The following is a 15,384-nucleotide window of genomic DNA, read 5'->3' as shown; positions in this document are numbered from 1 at the left end:
TGGTCCGGTGAGAGCGTCCACGCGCGCGTGCGGCGATCGTGTGCACCGCCCTCCAGCGGCCCCGCCCGCCGTTCCCGTGCAGCTCTCGGCGCCGTCGGGGGCGCCGGCCTCCGGCGGTCCTACGCGCCGTCCTCCTCCAGCCAGCCGAAGCTCTTCTCCACCGCCTTGCGCCAGTTGTGGTACTCCCGGTCACGCACCGACGCCTCCATGACGGGCGTCCACTCGGCGTCCCTCTGCCAGTGCGACTTCAGCTCGTCCAGGTCGCTCCACACCCCCGTCGCCAGCCCCGCTGCGTAGGCGGCGCCCAGGCAGGTGGTCTCGGACACCCGGGGCCTGATCACCGGCACTCCGAGCACGTCCGCCTGGTGCTGCATGAGCAGGTTGTTCTTCGTCATGCCGCCGTCGACCTTCAGGGTGGTGATCCGCACCCCGGAGTCCTGGTACATGGCGTCCACCACCTCCCGGGTCTGCCAGCTCGTCGCCTCCAGCACCGCGCGCGCGAGATGTGCCTTCGTGACGTATCGGGTCAGTCCCGTGACGACTCCGCGCGCGTCGGAGCGCCAGTAGGGAGCGAACAGGCCCGAGAACGCGGGCACGATGTAGGCGCCGCCATTGTCCTCGACGCTCGCCGCGAGTGGCTCGATCTCGTCGGCGGTGCGGATGATCCCGAGCTGGTCGCGGAACCACTGGACCAGGGCACCCGTTATCGCTATGGACCCCTCCAGGCAGTACACCGGCGCCTCCCCGCCGATCTTGTAGCCCATCGTCGTCAGCAGTCCGCTCTTGGACGGAACCGGCCGGTCGCCGGTGTTCAGCAGCAGGAAGCTGCCGGTGCCGTAGGTGTTCTTCGCGGTGCCGACGTCGTAGCAGGCCTGCCCGAACACGGCGGCCTGCTGGTCGCCGAGCGCGGAGGCCACGGGCACGCCGGCCAGCTGTCCGACCGCGGTGCCGTAGACCTCCGCGGAGGACCTGATCTCGGGGAGCACGGCCTCGGGGACGTTCATGGCGGACAGGATGGAGGGATCCCACTGGAGCGTGTCCAGGTTCATCAGCATGGTGCGGCCGGCGTTCGTGACATCGGTGACGTGCCGGCCGCCGTCGGTGCCGCCGGTGAGGTTCCAGATCAGCCAGGAGTCGATGGTCCCGAAGGCGATCTCGCCGCGCTCGGCCCGTTGCCGCAGACCGGGCACGTGGTCCAGCAGCCAGGCCGCCTTGGGCCCGGAGAAGTAGCTGGCCAGCGGCAGCCCGGTCTGGTCGCGAAAGCGGTCCTGGCCGTCCGTGCCGCCCAGTTCACGGCACAGGGCGGCGGTGCGGGTGTCCTGCCAGACGATCGCGTTGTGCACCGGCTTGCCGGTGGCGCGGTCCCACAGGACCGTGGTCTCCCGCTGGTTGGTGATGCCCAGCGCGCTCAGCTGGTCGGCGCGCAGCCCGGCCTTGGCGAGCGCCCCGGCGACCACGGCCTGCACCTTGGACCAGATCTCGGTGGCGTCGTGCTCCACCCAGCCGGGCTTGGGGAAGATCTGGCGGTGTTCGCGCTGGTCGACGGCGACGATGGCGCCGCTGTGGTCGAAGACGATGCAGCGGCTGGACGTGGTGCCCTGGTCGATGGCGGCGACGTATTTCTCGGCGGTGTCCGTCATGGCTGTCCCTGGGTCGCTGGGTCGGGTCGCTGGGCAGAGGGCCGTGCGGCGGGCCCGCGTGGGGCAGGGCGGGCGGTGTGGGCAGGGCGGGCCGTACAGTGCGGGCGGGCCGTGTGCGGGCTCAGAAGGCCGCGTTGTAGATGAGGCCCGCGAGTGCCCCGCCGATGAGCGGGCCGACGACCGGGATCCAGGCGTAACCCCAGTCGGACGTGCCCTTGTTGGGGATCGGCAGGAAGGTGTGCACGACGCGGGGACCGAGGTCGCGGGCCGGGTTGATCGCGTAGCCGGTGGGGCCGCCGAGGGAGAGTCCGATGCCGACGACGAGAAGCGAGACGATCAGCACCGTGACGCCGGACTCGCCGAGCCCCTTCGTCAGCCCGAAGGCGAGCACGGGCAGCACCAGTGCGACGGTCGCGATGATCTCGGTGACGAGGTTGGCGACCGGGTTCCGGATCTCCGGGATGGTCGAGAACACGCCGAGGGTCGGCACCGGTTCGCCGTCCGTGTCCTCGGTGGTGCCCTCCGTGCGGACGTTGGCCTGGAACTGCGCGAGATACACGAGGTAGGCGAGGACGGCACCCACCATCGCGCCGACGATCTGGCCCAGCAGATACACCCAGACCTTTCCCCACGTGCCGGTGTCCACGGCGATGCCGATGGTGACCGCGGGATTGAGATGGCCGCCGGAGAGGGGAGCGGCGGTGTACGCGCCGGCGAGCACGCCGAAGCCCCAGCCGAACGCGATCACGACCCAGCCCGAGGCCCGCGCCTTGGAGTGTCTGAGGGTGACGGCGGCGCAGACACCGGCACCGAACAGGATCAGGATCGCGGTACCGATGACCTCGCCGACGAATATGTCTCCGTTGCTCATGGCGGCTCCCTTGGCGCCGGTGGGGGCGATCAGCCCCGACCCTCCGTGCAGGAACGGTTCCCTTGGCGACTTCAGCCGAAGGCAGGGAGGCCTCGCGCCCCGCCCGGCGTCCGTGACGAGCGTGCCGTCGCAGCCGTATCGCCATGGAGGGACGGGCCGTGGAGCAGGACAGACCCGGGCGCAGTGCCTGATAACGCCGAGAATGTACGGCGATGTCGGCTGACACCGGGAAGTGTTCACCGGCGTCCCGGGGGCGTCAAGGTTGCCGACGACGACGGTGACAGCCGCACGCCCCCGCGGGCCCGTACGGCAGGGCACCGCAACGGGCTTGTGCGGGAGGCCGGTTCACCACCCTGGCTCGGCGGCCGCGTACCCGGCCTGGGCGGGTGCCGCCCCCGAGTCGCCGCGCCGTACCTCGTGGCCGGGCAGCCCGGCGCGGCCGAGCACCCAGCTCGCACCGTTCAGGGCTTTGGCCGCCTTCTTCAGCGGGGCGAGACGGGCGGCGGCCTGGCGGTGATCACTCACGCTGCCCGGAGAGCACACGATGGTCGCGAGGGAGAGCGTGACCGGCCGGCCGCCCGCCGACCAGGGGGCGTGGAGCACGGCGGCGACCAGCGGATCGAGCGCGTCCTCGTCGGCCAGCACCAGGAAATCGTCACCGCCGATGTGACCCACGCGCGCGTGCCCCGCGACCGCCTGCTGCAGCGCGCGGCCCACCGACCGGATCAGTTCGTCACCGGCCGCGAAGCCGGCACCGTCGTTGACCTGCTTGAAGTGGTCGATGTCCAGCCAGCTCAGCGCGAACGCCCGCCCGTCCGCGATCCACCGGTCCACCTCACCCGTGATCGCGTCCGAGCCGGGCAGCCGGGTCAGCGGATTGAGCCCGGCCGCCTCCTCGACCCGGCTCTCGGCCAACGCCCGCACCAGGTCCGCGAGCCGTACGACACCCACGCACCGGCCGTGCTCGTCGATCACCGCCACATCGTCGGAGGTCCGGCCCCGGCCGCCGACCGCGACCACGTCCAGCACCTCCCAGGCGGTGGCGTCGACGCCGACGGTGCGGGGTGCGTCCCCGAGCTTGAAGGCCGGTCGGTCGGCGTACAGGGCATGCCCGTAGCGGCCCGACAGCGACAGCAGGAACCGCGAGCGGTGCACCGACCGGACGGGCCGTCCGGCCTGGTCCACCAGCAGCACACCGGAGACATCAGGCGAACCGGTCAGCAGTGCCCGTACCTGGCCCGCCGAAGCCGTCACCGGCAGGACGGCGGCCGGGCGCACGAACTCCCTTACCGAGGGCCCCGACCGGGGCATGGGCAGCGAGCCGGGCGAGCGGGGTGGAACGTATACGTCCGCCGCCGGGAGCCGGGCCGGCGGCGCGAACAGCTGCCCCTGCGCCAGCTGGGCGCCCGCCGACACCGCCGCCGCGCACTGCAGCTCGGTCTCCACGCCCTCCACCGCGACCAGGGCTCCCAGCTGTTCGCACAGCGTGCGCATCGCCCGCACCGCGGCGGGGCGGGTCAGCAGCGAGGCGTCGAGTTTGACCAGGTCGGGCACGAGGTCCGTGAGCAGTCTGAGCGGCACGTCGCCGTCCCCGATGCCGTCCGCACAGATCCGGAACCCCTGTTCGCGGAGGGCGGCCACCGCCTCCTGCAGAGCCCGCTGCGGCACGTGCGTGTACGGCGGGACGATGTCGAGCGTCACCTCCCAGCACATGCGCCCCGCCGCGCGTACGGCGTCGTGCAGCGGTGTCAGACCGCCGAGGTCGGCGAGGGTGGCCGCGAACACGTTCAGGTGGAGCGGCAGCAGCGTCTCCTTGCGCGTCGCCGCGCGGAGGGCCAGCACCGTGAGCATGCCGTCGAGTTCGGGGTCACGGCGGGCTTCGGCCAGGATGTCACCGGTCTCCGGGCGGGCGAGTATCTCCAGTGCGGCGACCGCGCCCGTCCTCAGGTTGACCACCGGCTGGAAGGCGAAGCGGAGAGTATCCGTCCAGGAGTGCACGGGAGCATGATGGCGCCGCCGGCACGCCCCCAAGCGCAGTTCATGAGACGTTCACACAGGATTCCGGGCTGATCACGCAGCGTGGAAAGCCTCACCGGCGCCCTCGCCGTACGGCGTGTTCCGCCCTTGCGGTCATCGCACCGTGATCACCGACGATCCATGCCCGAACAGCCCCTGGTTGGCGGTGATGCCCACGCGCGCCCCGGCGACCTGCCGGTCACCGGCCGAACCCCTCAACTGCCAGGTCAGCTCGCAGACCTGGGCGATGGCCTGCGCCGGTACCGCCTCACCGAACGAGGCGAGCCCGCCACTGGTGTTGACGGGTATGCGGCCGCCCGGTGCCGTCGTGCCCTCGCGCAGCAGCTTCGCGCCCTCGCCCTCACCGCACAGCGCCAGATCCTCGTACCACTGCAGTTCGAGCGCGGTCGACAGGTCGTACACCTCGGCCAGATCCAGGTCCTCGGGGCCGATGCCCGCCTCCTCGTAGGCCGACCTGGCGATGGACGCCCGGAAGGTCTCGGCCGGGGGTTCGACCGCGACCGCGGAGTCGGTGGCGATGTCGGGCAGGTCGAGCACCGTGTTCGGGAAACGCGGGGTCACCGTGGAGACCGCCCGGATCCGCACCGGCCGGGGCACCCCGTGCCGGTGCGCGAACTCCAGGCTGGACAGCACCAGGGCCGCGCCGCCGTCGGAGGTGGCGCAGATGTCGAGCAGGCGCAGCGGATCGGCGACCACCGCGGACGCGGCGACCTCCTCCATGGTGACCCGCTTGCGGTAGCGGGCGTACGGATTGAGCGCCCCGAGCGCCGCGTTCTTCACCTTCACCAGGGCGAAGTCCTCCGGCGTGTCCCCGTGCACCGCCATCCGCCGCCGGGCGTACAGCCCGAAGTACACCGGGTTCGTCGCACCGAGCAGACGGAAGCGCAGCCAGTCCGGATCGTCGGGACGGTCCCCGCCCGCCGGCCGGAAGAACCCCTTGGGCGCCGCGTCCGCCCCGACCACGAGCACGACGTCCGCGAGGCCCGCGAGGATCTGCGCCCGCGCCGTGGAGATCGCCTGCGCCCCCGACGCACAGGCCGCGTACACACTCGCGACCCTGGCTCCCTGCCAGCCCAGGGCCTTGGCGAAGGTCGCTCCCGCCACATGTCCGGGATATCCGCCCCGCACGGTGTCCGCGCCCACGATCGACTGCACGTCCCGCCATTGCAGGCCGGCGTCCGCGAGCGCCGCGCGGGCCGCCGCCGTCCCGTACTCGACGAAGCCGCGCCCCCACTTGCCCCAGGGGTGCATGCCCGCGCCGAGCACCGCCACCTCCGCCGTCATGCCGTCACCCCCGTCGGCCGCCAGTGCCAGATCGTCCAGGCCGTCTCCGCGTCCTCGTGGAGCACCCCGGGGACGACCTCCACCTCCATGCCCACCGTCAGATCGGCGACGGTGATCCCGGGAGCCGCCTGTCCCAGCACCACGATCCGCTCGGACTCCAGCTCCACCGCGATCAACGCGTACGACTCCCACGGAAGTTCCGGACTACTCACATAGGGTGACGGAGGACGGTATCGACTGTCGGTGTACGACCAGATTCGCCCCCTTCGTGACAGCGGAACCTCCTCCAGGGGGCCACCCGCGCAGTACGGGTTGCGGCAGTGGACGTCCTCGCGGGGGAAGAAGACCGAGGCGCAGGACGAGCAGCGGGTGCCCAGGAGCCGGAAGCCGTCCCCCTCGCCGGTGAACCAGCCCCCGACTGCGGGTGCGCGTGTATGCGGCAAAGCCCCTCCCCGTGACGTTATCTGACGGAGCGTCAGAAGTGTGCCACGGGTCACGTGAAAAGGGCAGGCCGCCCTTGTGAACCGTGCGTCCCCTTCCGGCGTCCTGGTACGCGAGGGGCGGCCGGGATCGACGGGGGTGATTCGGGCCGCCCCTCCTGGTTCCCGTCGTTCCTTGCGCGTCACTGCCGGAAGACGTCCTTCCCTTGATCGGATACAGTCCGCGCGTGTCCGAAACTCAGCAACTAACTGCCAACTCCGCCCCAGGCTCGCACTGTTCGAGCTGCGGAGCGCCCTATGGAGAAGGCGTTTCCGGCTGGCCGCGCACCTGCCCGAACTGCGGGACGGTCGCCTACCGCAATCCGCTGCCGGTCGCGATCGCGCTCCAGCCCGTGTACGACACCAAGGGAACGGCCTTGGTCGTCATCACCCGAACCATCGCCCCCGCGCGCGGAGGCACGGCCCTGCCCGGTGGGTACATCGACGACCGGGAGGACTGGAAGCAGGCCGTCGTACGCGAACTCAAGGAGGAGACCGGCATCGACGCGGCCACCCGCGACGTGCGGCTCGTGGACGCCATGAGTTCGCCCGACGGGCATCTGCTGCTCTTCGGCCTCCTCCCGGAACGGCCGGCCGACGGACTCCCGCCGTCCGACCCCACCGACGAGACCGAGGGCTGGCACCTGCTGCGCAGGCCCGAGGAACTCGCCTTCCCGCTGCACACCGTGGCCGTACGGGCCTGGTTCGAGGGCCGGTACGTCTGAGCCGCGCTCCGGACGGGCCCCCGCACGCGGCGCGGCTCAGCCGAGTCGACCCCAAGAGGCGCGGCTCAGCCGAGCCCCCGTACCCGCACCGGGTAGGGCGGCTCACCCATGCCGTCCTCCCGCTCCCGGGTGACGACCACCCCCGGGCCCTGCCGGCGGGCGACGTAGCGTTCGACCTCCGGGTCGTCCCAGCCGTCGCCCGTGTCCGGCACCACCAGGCCGCCTCCGGTCCGGCCACGCGCGGGCGCCCACACCTCCAGCTCGAGCCCCCCGTCGGCGCCCCGGACGGGCACGACCGCTCCCGCGCGCGCGAAGACCGGTATCCGTGACAGCGGCGCGTCGACGAGAACCTGAGCCGGACCCTCGTACGCCTCCTCCGTCACCACGTCGTACCAGCGGCCCCGCGGCAGTTGCACCACGCGCCGGTCGGCACCTGGGGCCAGCACCGGAGCCACCAGCAGGCCGTCACCGAGCAGAAACGCGTCCTCGCAGTCGCGCAGCGCCCGGTCCTCCGGCGTCCCCCACCACAGCGGCCGCACATAGGGCGCGCCGGTCCGCCGGGCCAGATGCGCCAGTGTCACGAAGTAGGGCAGCAGCCTCCGGCGCTCGAGCAGCGCCACGCGCGCGTGCTCCAGCACCTCGGCACCGAACTCCCACGGCTCTCTGCGCCCCGCCCGCAGACCCGCGTGCGTACGGAACAGCGGCAGGTAAGCGCCCAGCTGGAACCACCTCAGGTACAGCTCCGGCGACGGGCTGCCGTCGAAACCGCCGACGTCCGGACCCGAGTACGGCACTCCGCACAGCCCGAGTCCCAGCACCAGCGACAAGGACGCCCGCAGCCCGGCCCAGCCCGTCGCCACGTCCCCCGACCAGGCGCCCCCATAGCGCTGCGTCCCCGCCCAGCCGGAGCGCGAGAACAGGAAGGGCCGCTCCCGCGGCGACAACTCGCGCAGCCCCTCGTAGCCCGCCCGGGCCATGCACAGCGCATAGACGTTGTGCGCCTCCCGGTGGTCGCCGCCACGCCCCTCCAAGGCGTGCCGGGCCGAACGCGGCAACGTCCGCTCACCGAAGGCGTTGAACGACGTCGGCTCGTTCATGTCGTGCCAGAACCCCGCGAAGCCCTGACCGAGCCGCTCCTCGTAGAGCCCGCCCCACCACTTGCGCACGCGCGCGTGCGTGAAATCCGGAAAGACCGACTCACCGGCCCACACCTCGCCCCGCACCGTGCGCCCCGAGGCGTCCCGCACGAATGCGTCCAGGGCCGAACCGCTGTCGTAGACGGCATTGCCCGGCGCGACCTTCACCGCCGGATCGACGATCGACACCAGCCGGATCCCGTCCCGGCGCAGCTCCTCGGCGAGCACGGGCAACTTGGCGAAGCGCTCCTGGTCGACGGTGAACACCTGGTGCTCTTCGTAGTGGTCGATGTCCAGGTGGACGGCGTCCAGGGGCAGACCGTGCTCCTGGTAACCCGTGACGATCCGGCGCACCTCCTGCTCACTGCCGAAACCCCACCGTGCGTGATGGTGGCCGAGCGCCCACGTGGGCGGCACCGCGGGCGCGCCCGTCAGCGAGGCCCAGGTGTGCAGCACGCGCGCGGGAGGGCCGACCATCACCCAGCAGCGCAGCGGACCACCGTCCATCCGCACCTCGCAGCGTCCCGCCCGGTCGTGTCCGGACCCGGCGCCCTCCTCACCCTCCCGCAGCACCACCGTGCCGTCCCACGTGGTGTCGTGGAACACCAGATGCGTGCCGGCGTCGGCCACCACCACCTGCAGCGGCATGGTCAGGTACAGCGGATCGTCACCGGGCCCGAACGCGCGGCCCGGATCGGTGTTCCACAGCCGGTACGCGCCGTCCCGCAGCCGCGGCCCCGACGCCCGCCCGCCCAATCCGAAGAACCGGGCGTCCGCCGTCACCTCCGACCGCTGCATCCACCGCGCCGCACCCCCGTCGACCGGCTCCCACCAGCGCGGCGGCAGGTCCCGCCGCAGCGTCACCCCGCCGGGCGTGCACACCTGCACCGCGCCGTGCCGTGACACGACGACCGTCACCCGCTCGGCGACCACCCGCCAGCCACCGTCCTTGTCCGGCTCCAGAACCGCCCGCGGATCCGGCTCCGGACCGCTCCCCGCGAGCGCGTACGACGGCTGCGGGCCGGCCCCGTCCCACCCCCAGAAGACGGCCCCGTTCACCGCGACGGTGATCCGCAGCTCGGACCGGGTGAAGCGGATCAGCCCGCCCCCCGGCCCCGGCTCCACACCCTGGACCTGCCCCGGGACCCGTGCCCGCTCGGCCCCCCGCTGCGGCAGTCCGGCGGCGTCGATACGCCTCCTGCGCCACGCGGCCCGTACGGTACGCAACCCCCGTGCCGCCCTCCCCGAACCGACCCCACTCATCGAACGCACCAGGTCACGACCGTCCATGCTGTTCACCCTGCCACTGAGCCCGCCACGCGGGCGTGTCGTTCAACTGCCGTTCACCCGTGACCGGGCCACATCTTCACGACACGGACTATGTGGGGCCCACCCTGGTGCAGAAGTCGATCACATGGCATCGTCCCTGTCAGCCGCGTCACGCGCACACCCCAGCCCGTGCGCGGACCGACGCACACGACGCGCACAGTCCGGGAGCCGCCCCATGTCGACCGCGAACCCCCAGCCGCTCTGGCAGCCCGATCCCGAGCGGATCACCCAGGCACGCATCACCCGGTTCCAGGCCTGGGCCGCCGAGCACCACGGCGCTCCGGCCGAGGGAGGCTATCCAGCTCTGCACCGGTGGTCCGTCGAGCAGCTGGACACCTTCTGGAAAGCCGTCACGGAGTGGTTCGACGTACGGTTCACGACCCCCTACGCGCGCGTGCTGGGCGACCGCTCGATGCCAGGCGCCCAGTGGTTCCCCGGAGCCACCCTCAACTACGCCGAACACGCCCTGCGCGCCGCGCACGACCGCGCTGAGGAACCCGCCCTCCTCCATGTGGACGAGACGCACGAACCGCGCCCGGTGACCTGGTCCGAGCTGCGCCGGCAGGTCGGCTCCCTGGCCGCCGAACTCCGCGCCCTCGGCGTACGCCCCGGCGACCGCGTCAGCGGTTACCTCCCCAACATCCCCGAGGCCGTCGTCGCCCTCCTCGCCACGGCCGCCGTGGGCGCCGTCTGGACCTCCTGCGCCCCCGACTTCGGCGCCCGCAGCGTCCTCGACCGTTTCCAGCAGGTCGAGCCCGTCGTCCTGTTCACCGTCGACGGCTACCGCTACGGCGGCAAGGAGCACGACCGCCGCGAGATCGTCGCCGAACTGCGCCGCGAGCTGCCCACCCTGCGGGCCGTCGTGCACATCCCGCTCCTCGGCACCGAGGCGGCGGAAGGCGCCCTGGACTGGTCGGCGCTCACGGCGGGGGACACCGACCCCGTCTTCGAGCAGGTGCCGTTCGACCACCCCCTGTGGGTCCTGTACTCCTCCGGCACGACCGGCCTGCCCAAGGCGATCGTCCAGTCCCAGGGCGGCATCCTGGTCGAGCACCTCAAGCAACTCGGACTGCACTGCGACCTCGGCCCACAGGACCGTTTCTTCTGGTACACCTCGACCGGCTGGATGATGTGGAACTTCCTCGTCTCCGGCCTGCTCACGGGAACGACGATCGTCCTGTACGACGGCAGCCCCGGCTACCCGGACACCGGCGCCCAGTGGCGGGTCGCCGAACGCACCGGAGCCACCCTCTACGGCACCTCGGCCGCCTACGTCATGGCCTGCCGCAAGGCCGGCGTCCACCCCGCCCGCGACCACGACCTGTCCACCGTGCGGTGCGTCGCCACCACCGGCTCGCCCCTGCCGCCCGACGGCTTCCGCTGGCTGCACGACGAGGTCCGCGACGACCTGTGGATCGCCTCCGTCAGCGGCGGCACCGACGTCTGTTCCTGTTTCGCCGGAGCCGTACCGACTCTCCCCGTCTACATCGGCGAACTCCAGGCCCCCGGCCTCGGCACCGACCTGCAGTCGTGGGACCCCAGCGGCAAGCCCCTCGTCGACGAGGTCGGGGAACTGGTCGTCACCAACCCCATGCCGTCCATGCCGATCCACTTCTGGAACGACCCCGAGGGCAGCCGCTACCACGACAGCTACTTCGACACCTACCCCGGCGTCTGGCGCCACGGAGACTGGATCACCGTCACCTCGCACGGGTCCGTGATCATCCACGGCCGGTCCGACTCCACCCTCAACCGGCAGGGCGTGCGCATGGGCTCGGCCGACATCTACGAAGTCGTCGAGCGGCTCCCCGAGATCAGGGAATCCCTCGTCATCGGCATCGAGCAGCCCGACGGCGGCTACTGGATGCCGCTGTTCGTGCACCTCGCACCGGGTGCCGCCCTCGACGAGACCCTCCTGAACCGGGTCAAACAGGCCATCCGTGAACAACTCTCGCCCCGGCACGTACCGGACGAGATCATCGAGGTGCCCGGCATCCCGCACACCCTCACCGGCAAGCGCATCGAGGTTCCGGTCAAACGCCTCCTGCAGGGCACACCGCTGGAGAAGGCCGTCAACCCCGGATCCATCGACAACCTCGCCCTGCTCGGGTTCTACGAGGAACTCGCCCGCAAGCGCGCCTGACCCGAGACAGACGCCCCCCGACGCCTGCGCAGTCGACCGTAGCGCCCGATCCGCGACCTCCAGCGGCACCCGTTGTCAGTGCCGCCGGTTACGGTGAGTGAGCATTGATCGACTGCGCATCAGGGGGAAACATGGCGCACACCGAGCACCAGACCATGCGACGCGTCCTGCGCCGCGAGATCGCCGGCACGATCGGCCTGCTCACCGACGAACACGACTTCCGCGCCATGCGGCGCTACCGCAGCTTCACCTTCGACGACCACGCCACCTACCTGCGGCAGGTGGAGGCCGTCCTCAGGACCCGGGCCGCCCAGGGCACCCACACGACGCTCGCCCTGTTCGACCCGGAGGACTACGCCGCCTACTGCGCCGACGCCGGCCTCGACCCGGAAGCCCCGGCCAGCCGCACCCGCTTCACCGCGGAACTCGCGGCCACCGGCCCCACCATCCCCTACGACGGCCGACCCCTCGCCGCTCTTGTGCCCGCCCTCGTCGACGAAGCCGTACGCCAGGCCACCTGGGAATACGCCACCACCCTGCTGACCCGCCTCGGCCCCTGCCCCACCTGCGGCGAGGACATCGGCAGGGCGGCCTTCACCCGCGCTTCCGACCTCCTGGTCCGCATCCTCGACAGCGCACCGCCCGGCGACCGGCACATGGTGTGCAGCGTCTCGGGACCACCGGACACCCTCCTCTCCGTCCTGCACGGCGACCAGGACCCCCAGGGAGCCACCCGGCTCGACGAGGCCGAGGCCCTCGAATTCACCAGCGTCCTGGCCCTCGGCCTCGCCACCCGCAGCCTCGGCGGACTCGTCATGCGCACCAGTGCCCCCGGCACGGCCGACCGCGTCTACGGCTGGCGGCTGCGCGTCGGCGAACTCGAACCGCTCACCGCCTCGGAAGTGTTCGACGCCTACTGCACCGACGTCGAGTCCGGCGACCTCATCTCGCCCGAGTCCGGTGTCGACTACTGCGAGCCACCCGACCTCGGAGAGGAGAGCACACCGGGGCACCGCCACTGAGCGCACACCGAAGGCATACGGAACGAGGCACACAGAACGCGCCAGGGGCGCCCCACCCGAAGGCGGGACGCCCCTGATCACCCGGCACGCCACACGCGCCGGCACGGCTACTCGCCGGACAGCACCGCCTGGGCCGCGCCGCGGGCCTCCTCGGCGCTGTCCGCCGCACGGGCGGCCGCCGCGGCCCGCTCGCACTGCGCCAGCGTGTACTTCGCCAGCGTCGCCCGGACATACGGCAGGGACGCCGCGCCCATGGAGAGGGAGGTGACACCCAGACCGGTCAGCACACAGGCCAGCAGCGGGTCGGACGCGGCCTCACCGCACACGCCGCAGCTCTTGCCCTCGGCCTTGGCCGCCTCCGCGGACAGGGCCACCAGGTCGAGCAGCGCCGGCTGCCACGGGTCCTGAAGCCGCGAGACCGCACCGACCTGCCGGTCCGCCGCGAAGGTGTACTGCGCGAGGTCGTTGGTGCCCAGCGACAGGAACTCGACCTCCTGCAGGATCGAACGGGCCCGCAGCGCGGCGGAGGGGATCTCCACCATCGCGCCGAACTTGGCACGCAGGCCCGCCTCGCGGCAGGCGTCCGCGAACGCCTTCGCGTCCGAGCGGTCGGCCACCATCGGCGCCATGACCTCGAGGTAGACGGGCAGCCCCTCGGCGGCCTTCGCCAGCGCGGTGAGCTGCGTGCGCAGGATCTCGGGGTGGTCGAGCAGCGTGCGCAGACCACGGACACCCAGCGCAGGGTTCGGCTCGTCCGCCGGCGTCAGGAAGTCCAGCGGCTTGTCCGCACCGGCGTCCAGCACACGCACGACCACGCGGCCCTCGGGGAACGCCTCCAGCACCTGCCGGTAGGCCTGCACCTGCTTCTCCTCGGAAGGAGCGTTCTTGTTGTCGTCCAGGAAGAGGAACTCGGTACGGAAGAGACCGACACCCTCGGCCCCGGCCGCCACGGCCGCCGGTACGTCCGCCGGGCCGCCGACGTTGGCCAGCAGCGGCACCTTGTGTCCGTCCGCGGTCGCGCCCGGCCCGGTCGAGGCGGCCAGCGCCGCCTTGCGCTCGGCGGCCGCGGCCTCCAGCTCGGCCTTCTTCTCCGCGCTCGGGTTCACGAAGACATCACCGGTGCTCCCGTCCACGGCGACGACAGCGCCCTCGGCCAGCTCAACGGCACCCGGCAGCGCGACGACGGCCGGTACGCCCAGGGCACGCGCCAGGATCGCGCTGTGACTGGTCGGACCGCCCTCCTCGGTCACGAAACCGAGCACCAGAGACGGGTCGAGCAGTGCCGTGTCGGCAGGAGCCAGGTCCCGAGCAACCAGCACATAAGGCTGGTCGCTGTCCGGGACGCCCGGCATCGGAACGCCCAGCAGTCGCGCGACGATGCGATTCCGCACGTCATCGAGGTCGGCCACCCGCCCGGCGAGGTACTCACCCGCGCCGGCCAGCAGCTCCCGGTAGGCCGCGAACGCGTCGTACACCGCGCGCTCGGCCGTGCTGCCGACGGCGATCCGCCGGTCCACGTCAGCCATCAGTTCGGGGTCCTGGGCCATCATGGCCTGGGCCTCGAGCACGGCCTGGGCCTCGCCACCCGCCAGATTGCCACGCGCCATCAGGTCGGCGGCCACAGCGTCCACGGCCTGGCGAGCACGGCCCTGCTCGCGCTCCGCGTCCTCGGCGGGGATCTGCTTGGCCGGCGGCTCCAGCACCGCCGTACCCATGTGCCGAACCTCGCCGATCGCCACGCCATGGCTCACGCCGACGCCTCGCAGCGTTGTCTCCATCTCACCCGTCTCCGATAAGTGCGGCGGGTCCCGCCGCCGCGGTGGTTGTCCTGTCGCCGTCCCGCAGACGGCACTGCCGTCAGTTCCAGGCGAAGAGACTGTCGCCGGCCTTCACGTCCCCGCTGTCACGGAGATCGGAGAGGGACTCGGCCGTGGCTTCGAGCGCGACGACGGGGCACACCGGGGACTTGCCGGCGGCCTCCACCGCGGAAGGGTTCCAGCGCACGATGCTCTGCCCGCGCGTCACGGTGTCGCCCTTGTTGACGAGCAGCTCGAAGCCCTCACCGTTGAGCTGCACGGTGTCGATGCCGAGATGCGTGAGCACGCCGTGCCCGCTCTCGTCCACCACCACGAAGGCGTGCGGGTGCAGGGAGACGATGACGCCGTCCACGGGCGCCACGGCCTCGGAAGGCTCACGCACGGGATCGATGGCGGTGCCCGGGCCGACCATGGCCCCGGAGAAGACCGGATCCGGCACCGAGGCCAGTCCGATGGCACGTCCGGCGAGAGGGGACGTCACGGTGGTCATGGGAAGCCTCCCAAGGAGTGGGGCTGCTTACGGGCCGTCACTGTCCGTCCCGGACGACCTGAGCAGCAGGGTATGTCAAATGAACTGGCGGTTCCGGATAGAAGCTACCAGCTAGTGGTCTAGACCACCAACCCAGTGGATTTGCACCGCCTTCGAGGCCCCGTGTACAGTCGTACTCCTGCTTAGGGCGGAGGGGCGCGACAGCGTCCACGCTCGGCAGAACCCAAACTCTTCAGATCCTATCTCTGGGTCTCCTTCTGCGTGCTCGCAGGAGGGTGGTCAGAGAGACAGAAAAACCCTGGTAGAGTTTGAAACGCCGAAGGGAAGCCCGGAGGAAAGCCCGAGAGGGTGAGTACAAAGGAAGCGACCGTTCCTTGAGAACTCAACAGCGTGCCAAAAATCAACGCCAGA

11 protein-coding genes are annotated in these 15,384 nt (G+C 71.6%); 3 read left to right on the top strand and 8 right to left on the bottom strand.

Annotated features, from left to right (window positions below):
- Window positions 1–119 precede the first annotated feature (119 nt).
- From glpK to ACZ5CW_RS30440, 5 genes are all read right to left on the bottom strand, one after another.
- Window positions 120–1,640 carry a glycerol kinase GlpK gene (glpK, locus tag ACZ5CW_RS30460; RefSeq protein WP_468606993.1) on the bottom strand — a complete coding sequence of 507 codons (1,521 nt, stop codon included), beginning with the start codon at window positions 1,638–1,640 and terminating at the stop codon, window positions 120–122.
- A 121-nt stretch (window positions 1,641–1,761) separates the two neighbouring features.
- Complete coding sequence (locus ACZ5CW_RS30455) at window positions 1,762–2,511, bottom strand: MIP/aquaporin family protein (protein WP_468606991.1); 750 nt, start codon at window positions 2,509–2,511, stop codon at window positions 1,762–1,764.
- A 345-nt stretch (window positions 2,512–2,856) separates the two neighbouring features.
- On the bottom strand, window positions 2,857–4,509 hold the full coding sequence (locus tag ACZ5CW_RS30450) for an EAL domain-containing protein (RefSeq protein WP_468606988.1): 1,653 nt from the start codon (window positions 4,507–4,509) through the stop codon (window positions 2,857–2,859).
- 132 nt (window positions 4,510–4,641) lie between these two features.
- A complete protein-coding gene (locus ACZ5CW_RS30445) occupies window positions 4,642–5,832 on the bottom strand; it encodes a lipid-transfer protein (RefSeq protein WP_468606986.1) in 1,191 nt (396 codons plus the stop codon).
- Window positions 5,829–6,275 carry a Zn-ribbon domain-containing OB-fold protein gene (locus tag ACZ5CW_RS30440; RefSeq protein WP_468606984.1) on the bottom strand — a complete coding sequence of 149 codons (447 nt, stop codon included), beginning with the start codon at window positions 6,273–6,275 and terminating at the stop codon, window positions 5,829–5,831. The genes ACZ5CW_RS30445 and ACZ5CW_RS30440 overlap by 4 nt, the downstream gene beginning before the upstream one ends.
- Window positions 6,276–6,499: 224 nt before the next feature.
- Between ACZ5CW_RS30440 and ACZ5CW_RS30435 the strand changes: the two genes are divergently transcribed.
- Window positions 6,500–7,036, top strand: coding sequence for an NUDIX domain-containing protein (locus ACZ5CW_RS30435; RefSeq protein WP_468606982.1), 537 nt, complete (start codon window positions 6,500–6,502; stop codon window positions 7,034–7,036).
- Window positions 7,037–7,101: 65 nt separating this feature from the next.
- Here the strand turns inward: ACZ5CW_RS30435 and ACZ5CW_RS30430 are convergent, their stop codons facing one another.
- Window positions 7,102–9,462: a glycoside hydrolase family 31 protein gene (locus tag ACZ5CW_RS30430; RefSeq protein ID WP_468606980.1), complete on the bottom strand. Its 2,361-nt coding sequence runs from the start codon at window positions 9,460–9,462 to the stop codon at window positions 7,102–7,104.
- Window positions 9,463–9,676: 214 nt separating this feature from the next.
- Here ACZ5CW_RS30430 and ACZ5CW_RS30425 point away from each other — a divergent pair, with 214 nt between their 5' ends.
- Window positions 9,677–11,644: an acetoacetate--CoA ligase gene (locus tag ACZ5CW_RS30425; protein ID WP_468606978.1), complete on the top strand. Its 1,968-nt coding sequence runs from the start codon at window positions 9,677–9,679 to the stop codon at window positions 11,642–11,644.
- Window positions 11,645–11,775: 131 nt separating this feature from the next.
- Window positions 11,776–12,666 (top strand): hypothetical protein, encoded by an 891-nt coding sequence (locus ACZ5CW_RS30420; RefSeq protein WP_468606976.1) that lies wholly within the window; start codon window positions 11,776–11,778, stop codon window positions 12,664–12,666.
- A 107-nt stretch (window positions 12,667–12,773) separates the two neighbouring features.
- Here ACZ5CW_RS30420 and ptsP read toward each other — a convergent pair whose 3' ends face one another.
- Window positions 12,774–14,444, bottom strand: coding sequence for a phosphoenolpyruvate--protein phosphotransferase (ptsP, locus tag ACZ5CW_RS30415; RefSeq protein ID WP_468606974.1), 1,671 nt, complete (start codon window positions 14,442–14,444; stop codon window positions 12,774–12,776).
- 79 nt (window positions 14,445–14,523) lie between these two features.
- Window positions 14,524–14,973, bottom strand: a complete 450-nt coding sequence (locus tag ACZ5CW_RS30410) for a PTS sugar transporter subunit IIA (protein ID WP_468606972.1) — start codon at window positions 14,971–14,973, stop codon at window positions 14,524–14,526.
- Window positions 14,974–15,384: the final 411 nt, after the last annotated feature.

It is taken from the genome of Streptomyces sp. NPDC031379 (assembly GCF_055569615.1).
Note: the sequence above shows the minus strand (reverse complement) of the source record. Positions and strands in the feature narration are given on the sequence as shown.

Coding starts and splice junctions, on each gene's coding strand:
- glpK (WP_468606993.1), bottom strand. CDS start 1,640: ATGACGGACACCGCCGAGAAATACGTCGCCGCCATCGACCAGGGCACC.
- ACZ5CW_RS30455 (WP_468606991.1), bottom strand. CDS start 2,511: ATGAGCAACGGAGACATATTCGTCGGCGAGGTCATCGGTACCGCGATC.
- ACZ5CW_RS30445 (WP_468606986.1), bottom strand. CDS start 5,832: ATGACGGCGGAGGTGGCGGTGCTCGGCGCGGGCATGCACCCCTGGGGC.
- ACZ5CW_RS30430 (WP_468606980.1), bottom strand. CDS start 9,462: ATGGACGGTCGTGACCTGGTGCGTTCGATGAGTGGGGTCGGTTCGGGG.
- ACZ5CW_RS30425 (WP_468606978.1), top strand. CDS start 9,677: ATGTCGACCGCGAACCCCCAGCCGCTCTGGCAGCCCGATCCCGAGCGG.
- ACZ5CW_RS30420 (WP_468606976.1), top strand. CDS start 11,776: ATGGCGCACACCGAGCACCAGACCATGCGACGCGTCCTGCGCCGCGAG.
- ptsP (WP_468606974.1), bottom strand. CDS start 14,444: ATGGAGACAACGCTGCGAGGCGTCGGCGTGAGCCATGGCGTGGCGATC.
- ACZ5CW_RS30410 (WP_468606972.1), bottom strand. CDS start 14,973: ATGACCACCGTGACGTCCCCTCTCGCCGGACGTGCCATCGGACTGGCC.